The sequence below is a fragment of the Polaromonas sp. P1_E11 genome (assembly GCF_056405995.1).
This window is the reverse complement of the sequence record NZ_JBFUBA010000004.1, coordinates 175,562-191,564: the sequence shown is the minus strand read 5'-3', so window position 1 is coordinate 191,564 and position 16,003 is coordinate 175,562. Positions and strand designations below refer to the sequence as shown.

The window sequence follows — 16,003 nt, the reverse complement described above, 5'->3', positions numbered from 1 at the left end:
TCATAGCCCGGCAAGGGCGTGCAGCGCGGGGTTGTCGATCTGGCCGGCAAGCAGCTTCGCCGCCGCCGCGCTCGCGCCGTCGCCGAGCGCCGCGCGGTGCAGGCAGGCGCGCACCGTCAGTTCGCGCATGCCGCTACGCGCAGCGAGGTCCTGCATTTCGTTGATCCAGGCCGAGGCCTGGGGCATGGCTTGTGCCACAGCGACATCACACAGCGCGTCGAGGGCATATGCCTTGGCCCACAGGTAGGCGTCAGGAAGGCGTACGCAGCGCGTCAGTGCGTCAGCAAGTATTTCAACGGCGCGCTGCGGTTCCCCGTGCGCCATCGCCACACGCCCCAGGCCCCGGCCGGCAATGCCTTCCCAGCACGGGTCACCGAGCTGGCAACCGAGGGCGAAGGCATGCTCGAATCGGCTCGCGGCGGCATCCACGTCGCCGCGCAGCAGGTCGATTTCGGCCCGCAGCGATTGCGGCCACGGCACAAAGGCGGTCCAGCCTTGCCGGGCCAGTGCCACCGAGCGGTCCAGGGCGTCGGCGGCCGCCTCGGGGTCGCCGTGCAACAGCAGCGCGCGGCCCAGCATGGACAGCGCGTAGGCAAGTTGCCGGCTGTCGCCGACGGCTGCAGCCAGCGCCTCAGCTTCGCGCAGCTGGCTGATGGCGGCCGTGTAATGCGCAGTGTCGCTGAGCGCAGCGCCGTACACGGTGGCGATGCGCGCCTGCTCCGCGTGGTCGCCCGCTGCCATCGGCGTCGCGCGTTGCAGCCAGGCCAGCGTGCGTTCATAGCGGCCGCGCAGGAATTCGACATAGCCGAGTTCGCGGCACGCGGCGGCGGCGAGTGCCGGCGAAGCCTCGCGGCCGACCTCCAGTGCTTCGTGAAGCGCCGTGGCGCCTTCTTCGTCGCGTCCGCGGGCGGCATGCACCAGCGCACCGCCCAGGGCCACACGGGCGCGCGCACGCAGTGCCGCGTCGCCGGTGGCATCGGCTTCCACGATCGCGCGGCGCAGGCATTGCAGGCCCGCATCAAGCGCGCCAGCGCTGATGGCGGCTTCACCGGCTTCGAGTTGCGCCAGCGCCGCCGCGCGCCCGGTGGCGGGCCGCGCGATGGGCGCGGCGGTGAGCGTGCGCAGGGCGGCGTCCAGCGTGGCACCTGGCTGCAGCCCGAGTTCGCGCTGGAACAATTCACGGCAGGCCGCGGCCTGGCGCGCCGCGCCCACGCCGTCGCCAGCGGCCGCGAGGCTGCGCACCAGCAAGGCCTGGTAGTTCTCGTCGAGCGGGTTGTGCCGCACCAGCCGGCCGGCCAGTGCGGCTGCTTCTGCCATGGCGCCCGCGGCCATGCGAGCCAGGGCGGCTTCGCGCAGCACGGCCTCGGCGGCGGCCTGAAGGTGGCGGCGCTCCGTGGCAAGCCAGACTTCGAATGCCGGGCTGCCTGAAAAATTCATGCCTTCCAGCAACTCGTGATCCAGGCCGGGCACGCACAGGGCTTGCGCCCAGCTGCCCGACAGCACGGCGCTGAGGTCGACGTAGGTGGCGGGCTCCAGTGAAAGCGCCAGCAGATCACCGCGCAGCTCTGCGGTGCCGAGCAGGCGCCGCAACTCACTGAGGTTCCAGCGCAGGGCGGCCAGCGGGTCTTCGGCATCCTCGAACAGCAGCTGCGCCAGGTGCTTGCGGCTGACCGGCGCATCGCTGCGGACCAGGTAGGCGAGCAGGCCCCAGACCTTGTGCCCGCGCGGCGCCGGCACCGGGCTGCCGCCGCGCTCTACGCGCGGCGGGCCCAGCAGGTGAATGGCAAGTCCCGGCAATGGCAGGTCGTTGGGTGCTTGCGGATTCACCGGCGTGCCTCAGGCTTCAGCGGTGGTGGGGTCGATGACCGTGGTGATCTGCGCGATGGAGTTCGCCGGGAAACCGCCGCGGCGCGCATGTTCCCTCACGAGCTCTTCATTGGCGGCACGGTAGATGCAGTACATCTTGCCGCCTGTCACATAGCTTTGCACCCACTGCACATCGGGCCCCAGTTCCTGCAGCACGCCGCAAGACTTTTGGGAGATGGACTGCAGCTCGGCGGGCTTCAGGGCCCCGAGTCCGGGGATGGCACGTTCGATCACGAATTTGGGCATAACAGGCTCCGTTAAGTTGGTGGAGACCCGAAGATAGGCAGTGTACGTGTGAGCCGGCGTGTGAGGAAATTGCCCGGAAAGGGTATTGGCCTAGTTCATATGTGCCTGTTTGCTTACAAGTCGGGCGGCTCAAGCGGTGCCATTCGTGGATAGCATCGGAGTGTCCGCCGATACCCTTGTTCTGTCCGGCTGCGGCGGCCCATTCCAGTAGCTTCACACAAAAAAACCAATGATGAACCACTCATCTTCGCCACGCAGCCTTTTACTGGCGTCTACCCTGTTTTTCGGCGGCCTGTGCGTCATGTCGCCAGCCCTGGCGGGCGGCAACACCGAGCCGCTTACCGACATCCTTTCTTCGCCGGGCAGTGCCGGGCTGGGTTTCGTCACCCGGATCGAACGTTCGCCCTACAAGGATGCCGGTACGCGCTACGACCTGCTGCCGCTGTACCTGTATGAAGGCGAGCGGCTTTTCCTGCATGCCAACCGGGGCGGCATAAAACTGCTCAACGGCACCGAGCGGCGGCTGGACCTTTTTGTGGAGCAGCGCCTGGAGGGCTTCCCGACCGAGCGCCTGCCCGCCAGCCTGGCCGGCATGTCGCCGCGCGACTCGGGCCTGGACCTGGGCCTGGCCTACCGCTGGCGCCAACCCTGGGGGACGCTGCAGGCCGAGCTGGTACACGACATCAGCAACACCTACAAGGGCAACGAGTTCCGCCTGGGCTACACCTACGACTGGCGCTCGGGCCCCTGGATGTTGCGCCCCAGCGTGACCGTGGGAGTGCGCGACGCCAGGCTTAACAACTATTACTACGGCGTGCAGGCCAGTGAGGCAACGGCCGGGCGGCCTGCTTATGCGCCGGGCTCGGGTGTGCAGACCTCGATTGGCCTGTACGGCTCCTATGACCTCACCGAGCGCTGGCGCCTGCTGGCCGGTGTGTCGGCCACCTTGCTGGACAACAAGACCAAGAACAGCCCCATCGTGCAAAAGAGCGTGCTGCCCGCCGTGTATGTCGGTGCGGCCTATGACTTTGGCGGCCACAAGCGCGAGTGGGCAGAAGACGGCTCGCCCACCTACTTCAAGCTGCTGTACGGCAAGTCAACCGAAGACGGCTGTCACCTGGCCAAGATCATCACGGCGCAGTGCATGTCGACGGCGAAGGTCAATTCGACCCGCATTACCGGCATTCAGGTGGGCAAGCCCTTCCTGAACAATGTGAACGGCTGGCCGCTCGACTTCATCGGCTACGTAGGCCTCACACACCACGATGAGCGGGGCCTGCAGGCCAATGGCGCGCAGCTGGACCTGTTCATGAAAGCCGTTTACTCGGGCTTCCCGTGGAGCGACCGGGTCAAGACGCGGCTGGGCTTGGGCGTAGGCGTGTCCATGGCACAGCGGGCTCCGTACATTGAGGCTTCCAGCCTGGCAGCCAACGGCAAGTCGGCTTCCCGCATGCTCAATTACCTGGATCCGACCATTGACGTGAGCCTGGGCGACCTGATCGGCTACCGGCCGCTCAAGGACACTTACATAGGCTTTGGCGTGTCGCACCGCTCCGGCATTTTTGGCTCGTCGCGCCTGCTGGGCAATGTCAACGGCGGCTCCAACTACATCTATACCTACGTCGAGACTGCGCTTTAAGTTAACTTTGCTATTGATTTAATAGCTACTCGCGCACGATTCTAAATGGCTGCGGCCTGATTTTACTGAAAAAATCAGGCGTACGCGGCCCTGGCCGGCACGGCCGGCTGGTTTTGCACATTGCTGGCGGCAATCACGCCGCCGCCCAGGCAGACATCGCCCTGGTAGAGCACAGCCGACTGGCCCGGCGTCACCGCCCACTGGGCATCGGCAAACACCAGTTCGCAGGCCGCGCCGGTGGCGCTTCGCAGTTCGCAGGGTGCGTCGGCCTGCCGGTAACGGGTCTTGGCGGCCATGGCGCCGGGCGCCGGCGCATGGCCCGCGACCCAGCTGCAGTCCTGCGCCTGGAGCACCGTGGATTGCAGCCAGGGGTGATCATGGCCCTGAACGACCCACAGCGTGTTCGTTTCAAGGTCCTTGCGTGCCACAAACCAAGGTTCGTGTTCTCCCACGCCGCGCAACCCGCGTGCCTGCACGGCCTTGAGCTCGGCTCCCTTGGCCTTCACGCCGCCTATGCCCAGGCCCTGGCGCTGTCCCAAGGTATAGAAGGACAGGCCCACATGCTCACCGAGCACGCGGCCCTTGTCGTTCTTGATCGGGCCGGGCTCTTTGGCGATGTAGCGATTCAAAAATTCGCGGAAAGGCCTCTCGCCGATAAAGCAGATGCCTGTGGAGTCTTTTTTCTTCGCGTTGGGCAGGCCGATCTCGTCGGCAATGCGCCGGACTTCGGTCTTGCGCAACTCACCCACAGGGAACAGCGTTTTGGAGAGCTGTGCCTGGTTCAGCCGGTGCAAAAAATAGCTTTGGTCTTTGGCTGGATCAAGGCCCTTGAGCAGTTCGTGCAGGCCGGTGGCTTCGTTGTGGCGAACCCTGGCGTAATGCCCGGTCGCGATTTTTTCGGCGCCCAGGCGCATGGCATGGTCCAGAAACGCCTTGAACTTGATTTCAGCGTTGCACAGGATGTCGGGGTTGGGCGTACGGCCAGCCTGGTATTCGCGCAGGAACTCGGCGAAAACGCGGTCCTTGTAGTCGGCCGCGAAGTTGACGTGCTCGATCTCGATGCCGATCACGTCGGCCACGGCGGCGGCGTCGACAAAATCAATGTTGGACGAGCAGAACTCGCTGTCGTCGTCATCTTCCCAGTTCTTCATGAAGATGCCGATAACCTCGTGGCCCTGCTGTTTGAGCAGGTGCGCCGTCACCGCGGAGTCCACGCCTCCGCTCAGGCCGACGACGATCCGTTTGCGCTTGCCGTCGTGGCTGTGTGTGTTGATTTGCGGGTTGCCCATGGCTCTATTGTAAAAAGATGAAAGCGTTTGCGCCTGTCCGGGCTTTTCGGCCCTGCTGGCCGTGCGGCCGGCGGCACAATGGAATGCCCCTTTCCTGCAGGAGCTGCCACTTTGCAACGACGTCAATTTCTTTCTCGCACCGGCCAGGCCGTCACGGCGGCCGGCATCGCCACAGGGCTGCCATGGCTTTCGTCACTGGCTCAGGCCGCGGGCCTCAAACCCGTGGGCAAGGCCCAAGCCTTCGACTACGCGATGCTCAAGGGCCAGGCGCGCGACCTGGCCGCCAAACCTTACCGGCCCCGGCCTGCAACCTTGCCGGCCGGTATTTCGGATTTGACCTGGGACCAGCACCAGGCCATCCGCTTTCGCGACGACCATGCCTTGTGGGGCGATGACAAGCTGCGCTTCGTGGCCAAATTTTTCCATCTTGGCCTGTACTTCAAGACGCCGGTGCGAATGCACGAAGTGAGCAACGGCCAGGCGCAGGAACTGGCCTATGACCCGGCCATGTTTGATTACGGAAAAAGCGGCGTGCGGGGTGACAAGCTTCCCGCCGATCTCGGTTTTGCCGGCTTCCGGCTGAATTTCCACACAGATTCGGTGCGTGACGTGGCGGCCTTCCTTGGCGCAAGCTACTTTCGCGCGGTGGGCGGCGAATGGCAGTACGGCCAGTCGGCGCGGGGCCTGGCCATCGACACGGCGCAAACTTTCCCGGAAGAGTTCCCGGATTTCATCGGCTACTGGCTCGAAAAGCCGGACCCGAAAGCGGCTTCACTGACCGTCTACGCCCTGCTGGACTCGCCGAGCGTCAGCGGCGCCTACCGCTTTGTGATCACGCCGGGCGACACGCAGGTCATGGACCTGGATGTGGCGCTATACCCCCGCAAAACCATTGACCGCATGGGCATCGCGCCATGCACCAGCATGTTCCAGACCGGCGAGAACGACAAACGCATGGGCTGGGACTGGCGCGGCGAAATCCACGACACCGATGGCCTGGCCATGCACAGCGGCACGGGCGAATGGCTGTGGCGCCCCTTGACCAACCCGGCGCAATTGCAGTTCAACGCCTTCCAGGACGAGAATCCGCGCGGCTTTGGCCTGATGCAGCGCGACCGCAACTTTGACCACTACCAGGACGACGGCGTGTTCTATGAAAAACGCCCGAGCCTGTGGGTTGAGCCCAAGGCGGGCTGGGGTGCGGGCGCGATACAGCTGGTGGAAATTCCGACCGCGGACGAAACTTTTGACAACATCGTGGCCTTCTGGAACCCCAGGGACAAGCCGCAGGCCGGGCAGGAGTTGCTGTTTTCCTACCGGCTGCACTGGGGTGGCGAGCCGCCCGCCGCACAAGGGCCGCTCGCGCGCTGTGTGGCCACGCGCACCGGCCTGGGCGGCGTGGTTGGGCAAAAGCGCACGGCCTACACGCGGCGTTTTGCCGTTGATTTTGCCGGCGGCGACTTTGCATTGCTGAACCGGGGGGCCCAGGTCAAAGCCGTGATCACCGCCTCGCGTGGCACGATTGAGTTGACGTCGGCCCGGCCGCTGGACGCCATCAAGGGGTGGCGTGCCATGTTCGACCTGCGCCCCGATGGTGACAGCACGGCGCCCATCAACCTGCGCATGCATTTGCAGGTCGACGGCCAGTCATTGACGGAGACCTGGTTGTACCAGTGGACGCCACCGCCCGTGGCGCAACGAATTCTTTATTGAGGCCTGCGCTGGCCGTCAGCGGGAAAGCGGGTTCCGGTTGGCGCCGTCAAATCATGCATGGCTGCGGTGCTTCCTACTTCTGGCTCAGCGGTGCATGCACGCTGGCATCCGTGGTCACCAGATCAAGCGGGAAGCGCCTGCCTGCCAGGTAATCCTCCATGCAGGTCAACAAGAGGGGGCTTCGGTGCATGTGAGCGCTCGCTCTTATTTCCTCGGCCGTCAGCCATACCGTGCGCACAATGCCTTCATCCAGCGCCTGGCCCGCCACGTGCTCGCCCAGTTCGCCGCAGAACGCAAAGCGCAGGTAGGTGATGTCTTCGGATTCTTCCTGCCCAATAAGGGCCCGCTCAAAGCGGGAGAGATAGACACCCACAATGGCGGTGGGCGTGAAATGGAAGGCGGTTTCTTCCAGCGTCTCGCGCACGCAACCCTCAAAGGGGCTTTCACCGGGATCCAGGTGGCCGGCGGGGTTGTTGAGCTTCAGGCCGTCCCGCGTTTCCTCTTCGACCAGCAGGAACCTGGAGACACCGTCGATCTTTTTTTCAATCACCGCAGCGACCGTGACGCTGGGCTTCCATCGTTTAATCATGCGCCGGATTATCCGTGGCCTTGATGACCGGGGTCCTGACGAGCCGGCCAGGCGTGTTGGCCGGCCGAAAATCCGGCAGCGAAACTCTCGCGCAAATGTGCCACCAGGCATTGCACCGCCTTGGGCACTTGCTGCGACCAGGGCCTGAGGGCGTAAATGCGCTCGCCGAAAAATCCCTGCACCTGCCACTCAGGCAGCACCTGCACGAGCGGCGATGGCGAAGGCGCCGCGCTGCCACCTGCGGGTGCGCTGAAATCCGGCAGCAGGCCGATGCCGAGGCCCGCCACCAGCGCTTCGCGCAGCACTTCACTGTTGTTGGCCTTCAGGGTGCCCGTGATGTTCACGCCAACCTGCTCGCGGGATTTGCGCTTGCCGCTGCGCACGAAGGTCCAGCTTGCGGTGTTGTGGTTGCCCAGGTAGAGCAGGCAGTCGTGTGCAGCCAGGTCTGACGGCTGCGCAGGCACGCCGCGCCGCGCCAGGTAGCCGGGGCTGGCCAGCAGGATGGAGCGCGTTTCGCAGAGCACCCAGGCCACATGGGTGTCGGGCGGCGCATTCGTGTGACGTATCGCCAGGTCGAAGCCTTCATTGGCAAGGTTGACAAAGCGGTCGGTGAGTTCCAGTTCGATATGGATTTCGGGATAGCGCTTGAGGAAAGCCGCAACGCAGGGCGCCAGGTGCTGGCGCCCGAGCGCGACAGGTGCTGTCACGCGGATCAGCCCGCGCGGGGTTTCCACCAGGTCCTTCACGGCGGAATAGCTTTCGCTGATGCGGTTAAACGCGGGCTGCATGTCGTTCACCAATTGCTGGCCGGCCTCCGTCAGCCCGACGGATCGCGTGGTACGCCGCACCAGCGTCACGCCGGCGGCGCGTTCCAGCTCACTGATGCGCATGCTGGCCGAGGCCTTGGACATCCCGAGGCGGCGCGCCGCTTCGGTAAAGCTGCGTGTAGCCGCCAGGACGGTCAGCAGGTGAAGGTCGGCGACGAGGGGCGATAGCTGGTCGGAAGACATGGAAGTCGAAGGCTGCCTATTGTTCAGGAATATGAACAATGTAATCACAAAACAGGGCATTATCAATTCGGCTGCACAGCCCTAGACTGCGGTTAAACCCACACCGCGGCCCGGCCCCGTACCTTTCAAGGATTGCAAATGTCTTTATCCCCTGCTGCCTCCGCTTCACAAGCCACCATCGGCCACTACCTGAATGGCCGTGTGGCCGCGCCGTCTTCCGGGCGTAGCCAGGAAGTCTTCAACCCTGCAACGGGCGCGGTGTCGGGTTATGTCGCGCTTGCCAGCGGAGCGGAGGTCGATGTGGCCGTGGCGTCAGCCCAGGCCGCATTTCCCGCCTGGGCTGACACGCCGCCACTGCGCCGCGCGCGCGTGCTGTTCAAGTTCCTGGAACTGCTCAACCTGAACAAGGACAAGCTGGCCCACATGATCACCGCCGAGCATGGCAAGGTCTTTACCGACGCCCAGGGCGAAGTCTCGCGCGGCATCGACATTGTTGAATTCGCCTGCGGCATTCCGCAACTGCTCAAGGGCGACTTCACCGACCAGGTTTCCACCGGCATCGACAACTGGACACTGCGCCAGCCGCTGGGCGTGGTGGCGGGCATCACGCCGTTCAATTTCCCGGTGATGGTGCCGATGTGGATGTTCCCGGTGGCGATTGCGGCGGGCAACTGCTTTGTGCTCAAACCCAGTCCCATCGACCCCAGCCCCAGCCTTTTCATGGCCGACCTGCTCAAGCAAGCCGGCTTGCCTGATGGCGTCTTCAACGTGGTGCAGGGCGATAAAGAGGCGGTCGACGCCCTGCTGGTGCACCCGGACGTGAAGGCCGTGTCCTTTGTCGGCTCCACGCCGATTGCCAACTACATCTACGAAACGGGCGCACGCCACGGCAAGCGCGTGCAGGCCCTGGGCGGCGCGAAGAACCACATGGTGGTCATGCCCGACGCCGATCTGGAGCAGGCGGTGGACGCCTTGATCGGCGCGGGCTACGGCTCGGCCGGCGAACGCTGCATGGCGATCTCTGTGGCTGTGCTGGTCGGCAATGTGGCCGAGAAGCTCATTCCCATGCTCGAAGCGCGCGCCAAAACACTGGTGATCAAAAACGGTGTGGAGCTTGACGCTGAAATGGGCCCCATCGTCACATCGGCCGCGCACCAGCGCATTACCGGCTACATCGACACTGGCGTGAAGGAGGGCGCCAAGCTGCTGGTGGACGGCCGCACCTTCACGGGCGCCAAGGCCGGCCCGGGCTGCGACAAGGGCTTCTGGATGGGGGGCACGCTGTTTGACCACGTCACGCCCGATATGCGTATCTATAAAGAAGAGATCTTCGGCCCCGTGCTGGGCTGCGTGCGCGTGAAGGACTTCGCCGAAGCGGTGGATCTCATCAACGCCCATGAATTCGGCAACGGCGTGAGCTGCTTTACCCGCGACGGCCATGTGGCACGCGAATTCAGCCGCCGCATCCAGGTGGGCATGGTCGGCATCAACGTGCCGATCCCGGTGCCCATGGCCTGGCATGGCTTCGGTGGCTGGAAAAAGAGCCTCTTTGGCGACATGCACGCCTATGGCGAAGAGGGCGTACGCTTCTATACCAAACAAAAATCCATCATGCAGCGCTGGCCAGAGAGCATCGGCAAGGGCGCCGAATTCGTGATGCCGACAGCCAAATAGAAATAGCACGCCAGCCATCAAGGCAAACCGGCCCCAACCGCCATGTATTGGTGCGCGGGGCTTTTTTTATTGCGTGGCTTGACTCGGGTCAAAAACTGTAGACTGCCCTGACAAAAAATTGCAGAAATCTCATGTAAGCTTCATGACAGGTACAAAAGCGGATACGCAGACAAAGACACCGAGACAGATCGCGCGCAAGCCCGCCTGTGGGCTGACGTCAACCAAACCAACACCAACGTACTGAGGAGAAACCCATGCTCATTGGGGTACCCGCCGAAATCACGGCCGGAGAAACACGCGTCGCCATCACTCCCGAAACGGCCAAAAAGCTCAAGGCACAAGGGCATACCGTCCGTGTGCAGTCCGGCGCCGGGGTGGCCGCCAGCGTCCCCGATGAGGCCTACACGGCAGTCGGCGCAGAGATCACCGACGCGGCGGGCGCTTACGGCGCCGACATCGTGCTCAAGGTGCGTTGTCCGCTCGACAGCGAAACGGGCCTGGCCAAAGCCGGCGGTGTGCTGGTCGGCATGCTCAATCCTTTTGATGCCACCGGGCTGCAGCGACTGGCTGCGGCCAAGCTGACGTCCTTTGCGCTCGAGGCCGCGCCGCGCACCAGCCGCGCGCAAAGCATGGACGTGCTGTCTTCGCAAGCCAACATCGCCGGCTACAAGGCCGTGATGATGGCCGCTGCCGAATACCAGCGCTTCTTCCCCATGCTGATGACGGCGGCCGGCACGGTCAAGGCCGCCCGTGTGGTGATCCTGGGCGTCGGCGTAGCCGGCCTTCAGGCCATTGCCACCGCCAAGCGCCTGGGCGCCGTGATTGAAGCCAGCGACGTACGCCCGAGTGTCAAAGAGCAGGTCGAATCGTTGGGCGGTAAATTCATCGATGTGCCCTACGAGACTGACGAAGAACGCGAAGCCGCAGTCGGCGTGGGCGGCTATGCCAAACCCATGCCGCCGAGCTGGCTCGAGCGGCAAAAGGCCGAAGTCGCCAAACGCGTCGCGCAGGCCGACGTGGTCATCACCACGGCCTTGATCCCGGGCCGCCCGGCTCCGGTGCTGGTCACTGAAGACATGGTCAAGGCCATGAAGCCCGGCAGCGTGATCGTCGACCTGGCTGCGCCACAAGGCGGCAACTGTCCGCTCACTGAGCCCGGCAAGACCGTGGTCAAGCACGGCGTGACGCTGATCGGCCAGACCAACGTACCGGCCCTTGTCGCGGCGGATGCCAGCGCGCTCTATGCCCGCAACCTGCTCGACTTCCTCAAGCTCATCATCACCAAGGAAGGCACGCTCAATGTCGACCTGGAAGACGACATCGTCGCAGCCTGCCTGATGACGCAGGGCGGCGAGGTCAAGAAGAAGTAACCCTTTCGGGACCCATCGGATCAATTGGATTTAATCGGACAAGCCGGGCTCACGCCCGCGTAGTCCCTCACGGAGAAGACCATGGATGCAGTGTCACCCACCATCATCAACCTGATTATTTTTGTGCTGGCCATCTACGTGGGTTACCACGTGGTGTGGACCGTCACGCCAGCGTTGCACACACCGCTGATGGCGGTAACCAATGCGATTTCGGCCATCGTGATCGTGGGCGCCATGCTCGCGGCCGCACTGACCGAAACACCACTGGGCAAAACCATGGGCGTGCTGGCCGTGGCGCTGGCGGCCGTCAACATCTTCGGCGGCTTTCTGGTGACGCGACGGATGCTGGAGATGTTCCGCAAGAAAGAAAAGAAAGTTGCCGCGCCCGCTGAAGGAGCCGCCAAATGAGCATGAACCTCGTCACGCTGCTGTACCTGGTAGCTTCTGTTTGCTTCATCCAGGCGCTCAAGGGCCTGTCACACCCTACCAGCTCGATCCGTGGCAACCTGTTCGGTATGGCCGGCATGGCCATCGCCATGCTGACGACGGCGGCGCTGATCGTTGAAATCTCGGGGGGCAAGGCCTTGGGCATGGGTTACGTTCTTCTGGGTCTGGTGGTCGGCGGGGGCTATGGCGCCTGGCGCGCCAAGACGGTCGAGATGACCAAGATGCCCGAGCTGGTGGCGTTCTTTCACAGCATGATCGGTTTGGCTGCGGTCTTTATCGCCGTGGCCGCCGTGGCTGAGCCTTACGCCTTCGGCATCGCGGCCAAAGGCAACCCCATCCCCACCGGCAACCGGCTGGAGCTGTTCCTCGGTGCGGCCATCGGCGCCATCACCTTCAGCGGCTCGGTGATCGCCTTCGGCAAACTGTCGGGCACGTACAAGTTCCGATTGTTCCAGGGCGCACCAGTGCAGTTTCCCGGCCAGCACAAGCTGAACCTGGTGCTGGGCCTCATCACCGTCGGCCTGGGGCTGGTGTTCATGTTCACGGGCAGCTGGCCCGCCTTTTTCGCGATGCTGGCAATGAGCTTCGTGATGGGCGTGCTGATCATCATCCCGATCGGCGGCGCCGACATGCCGGTGGTGGTGTCCATGCTCAACAGCTATTCGGGCTGGGCGGCCGCCGGTATCGGTTTTTCGCTCAACAACTCCATGCTGATTATTGCCGGCTCGCTGGTCGGCTCATCGGGTGCCATCCTCTCGTACATCATGTGCAAGGCGATGAACCGCTCCTTCTTCAACGTGATTTTGGGCGGCTTCGGCGGTGAGGCCGGCACGGCTGCCGCGGGCGCCAAAGAGCAGCGCCCCGTCAAGTCGGGCTCGGCTGATGACGCCGCCTTCATCCTGGGCAATGCAGAAACCGTGATCATCGTGCCGGGCTACGGCCTGGCGGTGGCGCGGGCGCAGCATTCGGTCAAAGAGCTGGCGCAAAAGCTCATCGACAGGGGCGTCAACGTCAAGTACGCCATTCACCCGGTGGCCGGCCGGATGCCGGGCCACATGAACGTGTTGCTGGCCGAGGCCGAAGTGCCCTACGACCAGGTGCATGAAATGGAAGACATCAACGCCGAGTTCGGCCAGGCCGATGTCGCCATCATCCTGGGCGCCAACGACGTGGTGAACCCCGCCGCGCACGTCAAGGGCAGCGCGATCTACGGCATGCCGATTCTGGAGGCCTACAAGGCCAAGACGGTCATCGTCAACAAGCGTTCCATGGCGGCCGGCTACGCAGGCCTGGACAACGAACTCTTCTACATGGACAAGACCATGATGGTGTTCGGAGATGCCAAAAAGGTGATTGAAGACATGGGCAAGGCCATCGAGTAGTCGCTGGCTGCCGGGTTTCCCGCGGCGGCGAGCCGCGGACGCACCCCGATTTAGAGAGGCTTCCCTCCTGATTTCCCGGGTTTCCTAGGGAAAACGCAATAGCCACGAAGAGGGCACGCCATGAGAATCCATGGCAGTAAGCAACACGTAATGGAGAAGACAAACATGAATGCAGCGACCATTGACCGCCCGTGGCTCAAAGCCTATCCGCCGGGCGTTCCTACCGATATCGACGCGTCGCAGTACCCGTCGCTGGTCGCATTGATGGAGGAAAGCTTCAAGAAACACGGCAGCCGGGTAGCCTACAGCTTCATGGGCAAGGACGTCACCTTCGGCCAGACCGACAGCCTGTCGCTCGCCTTCGGCGCCTACCTGCAGAGCCTGGGCCTGGCCAAGGGCGACCGCGTTGCCATCATGATGCCCAACGTACCGCAGTACCCGGTGGCGGTGGCCGCCATCCTGCGCGCCGGCTATGTGGTGGTCAATGTGAACCCGCTGTACACGCCGCGCGAACTGGAGCATCAGCTCAAGGATTCGGGCGCCAAGGCGATCGTCATCATCGAAAACTTCGCCAACACGCTCGAGCAATGCATTGCCGCCACGCCCGTCAAGCACGTGGTGTTGTGCGCCATGGGCGACCAGCTGGGCATGCTCAAGGGCGCGCTCGTCAACTACGTGGTGCGCAACGTCAAGAAGATGGTGCCGGCCTTCAACCTGCCCGGCGCCGTGCGTTTTAACGATGCTGTGGCGCGGGGCACGCGCCTGACGCTCAAGCGCCCCGATATCAAACCCGACGACGTGGCCGTGCTGCAGTACACCGGCGGCACCACCGGCGTTTCCAAAGGCGCCGTGCTGCTGCACCGCAACGTGATCGCCAATGTGCTGCAGTCCGAAGCCTGGAACAGCCCGGCCATGGCGGCCCTGCCGGCCGGCGAGCAGCTCACCTATGTCTGCGCGCTGCCGCTGTACCACATCTTCGCGTTCACCGTGAACATGATGCTGGGTATGCGCACCGGCAGCAAAAACATCCTGATCCCCAATCCGAGGGACCTGCCCGCCGTGCTCAAGGAGCTCTCCAAGCACAAGATCAACAGCTTCCCCGCGGTCAACACGCTCTTCAACGGCCTGGCCAACCACCCCGACTTCAACACGGTCGACTGGTCTCACCTGAAGATTTCGCTGGGCGGCGGTATGGCGGTCACGAGTTCGGTCGCCAAGCTGTGGCTTGAAAAAACCGGCTGCCCGGTCTGCGAAGGCTACGGCCTGTCGGAGACCTCGCCGTCTGCCAGCTGCAATCCGACCAACAGCAAGGCTTTTACCGGCACCATCGGCGTGCCGATCCCCGGCACCTGGTTCAAGCTGCTCGACGATGACGGCAACGAAGTGCCGCAAGGCCAGCCCGGCGAGATCGCCATCAAAGGCCCGCAGGTCATGGCCGGCTACTGGCAGCGCCCTGATGAAACCGCCAAGGTCATGACACCCGACGGCTACTTCAAATCGGGTGACATCGGCGTGGTCGATGAAAACGGCTTCTTCAAGATCGTCGACCGCAAGAAAGACATGATTCTGGTGAGCGGCTTCAACGTCTACCCGAACGAGATCGAAGACGTGGTCTCCAAGCTCGACGGCGTGATGGAATGCGCCTGCGTGGGCGTGGCCGACGAAAAATCCGGCGAAGCTGTGAAGCTGGTGATCGTGAAAAAGAATCCTGAGCTGACGGAAGCGCAGGTGCGGGAATACTGCAAAACCAATCTCACAGGCTACAAACAGCCGAAAGTGGTGGAGTTCCGTACCGATCTGCCCAAGACGCCGGTTGGCAAGATCCTGCGCCGCGAACTGCGCGACAAGAAATAAACGGCAAGTTTCAGAGCTCGCCGTGCTTGCGCGGCAGGTTTTCTAGAGGGCAGCGCAAGCTGCCCTTTTTTCTGCGCTCCCGGTGTTGAAAGCACGGGCAAAATCAGGCCATGACTTCCGTTGACACCTTCCCCCGCGCACCCACCGCCATCCTCAGCGCCCTTGCTGAAGAGCAGTCCGGCCTGATTGATCTGCTGGAAAACGCGCGGCAGGTGAAGCACGCTGGCCGTGAATTCTGGCTTGGTGCCCTGCACGGGCACCCGGTCGTCCTGGTGCTCGCGCGCATCGGCAAGGTGGCGGCAACCACCACGGCGGTGGCGCTGATCGAGCACTTCAAGGTTGGCCGCATTGTGTTCACCGGTGTGGCCGGTGGGCTGGGCGAAAGCGTGAATGTGGGCGATGTGGTGGTGGCTGACAGTTTTGTGCAGCATGACATGGACGCGTCACCGCTGTTTCCCCGCTATGAGGTTCCGCTGTACGGCAAGACGGTTTTTGAAAGCAACGCGGCTTTGACGGCGTTATTGCACGCGGCGGCGCTGGCTGCCGGTACGCTGCCGGCGTATCCGTCTGCGCGCGTCCACCGCGGGCTGATGATCAGCGGCGACCGTTTTGTCTGCGGCGCGCAGGAAGCCGACCGTATCCGTGCGGCGCTGATTGCAGCAGGCCACACGCCGCTGGCGGTCGAGATGGAGGGCGCGGCCGTGGCGCAGGTCTGTCATGACTACGGCGTGGCGTTTGCGTCGGTGAGAACGATTTCCGACCGCGCCGACGACACCGCGCACGTGGACTTTCCGGCATTTGTGGCGGAAGTGGCCAGCGTCTACGCGCGTGCCATTGTTGAGAAGTTGCTGCCGGCGATTCCCGTTTGAAGTGTCCGCTATCTATTTGATAGCTGCTTGCGCCCGTCCGTATTGGGTTGGAGCC

Annotated in this window: 13 protein-coding genes; 8 read left to right on the top strand and 5 right to left on the bottom strand. The window is 63.6% G+C overall.

The window, feature by feature from the left end:
- Positions 1-1,827, bottom strand: coding sequence for an AfsR/SARP family transcriptional regulator (locus tag AC1D11_RS16400; protein WP_477646724.1), 1,827 nt, complete (start codon positions 1,825-1,827; stop codon positions 1-3).
- 9 nt (positions 1,828-1,836) lie between these two features.
- Positions 1,837-2,112, bottom strand: coding sequence for a DUF4242 domain-containing protein (locus AC1D11_RS16395; RefSeq protein WP_477646723.1), 276 nt, complete (start codon positions 2,110-2,112; stop codon positions 1,837-1,839).
- Between the two features lie 229 nt (positions 2,113-2,341).
- Between AC1D11_RS16395 and AC1D11_RS16390 the strand changes: the two genes are divergently transcribed.
- Entirely contained in the window at positions 2,342-3,751 is a 1,410-nt protein-coding gene (locus tag AC1D11_RS16390; RefSeq protein ID WP_477646722.1) for a MipA/OmpV family protein, read from the top strand.
- Positions 3,752-3,825: 74 nt separating this feature from the next.
- Here AC1D11_RS16390 and mnmA read toward each other — a convergent pair whose 3' ends face one another.
- The gene (gene mnmA, locus AC1D11_RS16385) at positions 3,826-5,040 is read right to left on the bottom strand and encodes a tRNA 2-thiouridine(34) synthase MnmA (protein ID WP_477646721.1); all 1,215 of its coding nucleotides are present in this window, start codon (positions 5,038-5,040) and stop codon (positions 3,826-3,828) included.
- Positions 5,041-5,151: 111 nt separating this feature from the next.
- Between mnmA and AC1D11_RS16380 the strand changes: the two genes are divergently transcribed.
- Entirely contained in the window at positions 5,152-6,753 is a 1,602-nt protein-coding gene (locus AC1D11_RS16380) for an OpgD/OpgG family glucan biosynthesis protein (protein WP_477646720.1), read from the top strand.
- Between the two features lie 73 nt (positions 6,754-6,826).
- Here AC1D11_RS16380 and AC1D11_RS16375 read toward each other — a convergent pair whose 3' ends face one another.
- On the bottom strand, positions 6,827-7,342 hold the full coding sequence (locus AC1D11_RS16375) for an NUDIX hydrolase (RefSeq protein ID WP_477646719.1): 516 nt from the start codon (positions 7,340-7,342) through the stop codon (positions 6,827-6,829).
- A gap of 8 nt (positions 7,343-7,350) precedes the next feature.
- Complete coding sequence (locus AC1D11_RS16370; RefSeq protein WP_477646718.1) at positions 7,351-8,352, bottom strand: LysR family transcriptional regulator; 1,002 nt, start codon at positions 8,350-8,352, stop codon at positions 7,351-7,353.
- A gap of 138 nt (positions 8,353-8,490) precedes the next feature.
- On the opposite strand from AC1D11_RS16370, the gene AC1D11_RS16365 reads away from it, so the two are divergent.
- From AC1D11_RS16365 to AC1D11_RS16340, 6 genes are all read left to right on the top strand, one after another.
- Positions 8,491-10,026: a CoA-acylating methylmalonate-semialdehyde dehydrogenase gene (locus tag AC1D11_RS16365; protein WP_477646717.1), complete on the top strand. Its 1,536-nt coding sequence runs from the start codon at positions 8,491-8,493 to the stop codon at positions 10,024-10,026.
- A gap of 254 nt (positions 10,027-10,280) precedes the next feature.
- Positions 10,281-11,396, top strand: a complete 1,116-nt coding sequence (locus tag AC1D11_RS16360; RefSeq protein ID WP_477646716.1) for a Re/Si-specific NAD(P)(+) transhydrogenase subunit alpha — start codon at positions 10,281-10,283, stop codon at positions 11,394-11,396.
- An 81-nt stretch (positions 11,397-11,477) separates the two neighbouring features.
- A complete protein-coding gene (locus tag AC1D11_RS16355) occupies positions 11,478-11,804 on the top strand; it encodes an NAD(P) transhydrogenase subunit alpha part 2 (RefSeq protein ID WP_011485418.1) in 327 nt (108 codons plus the stop codon).
- Entirely contained in the window at positions 11,801-13,225 is a 1,425-nt protein-coding gene (locus AC1D11_RS16350; protein ID WP_477646715.1) for an NAD(P)(+) transhydrogenase (Re/Si-specific) subunit beta, read from the top strand. The genes AC1D11_RS16355 and AC1D11_RS16350 overlap by 4 nt, the downstream gene beginning before the upstream one ends.
- Before the next feature lie 165 nt (positions 13,226-13,390).
- Positions 13,391-15,079: a long-chain-fatty-acid--CoA ligase gene (locus AC1D11_RS16345; protein ID WP_477651114.1), complete on the top strand. Its 1,689-nt coding sequence runs from the start codon at positions 13,391-13,393 to the stop codon at positions 15,077-15,079.
- Between the two features lie 110 nt (positions 15,080-15,189).
- Entirely contained in the window at positions 15,190-15,948 is a 759-nt protein-coding gene (locus tag AC1D11_RS16340) for a 5'-methylthioadenosine/adenosylhomocysteine nucleosidase (protein ID WP_477646713.1), read from the top strand.
- The last annotated feature ends 55 nt before the right edge of the window (positions 15,949-16,003 follow it).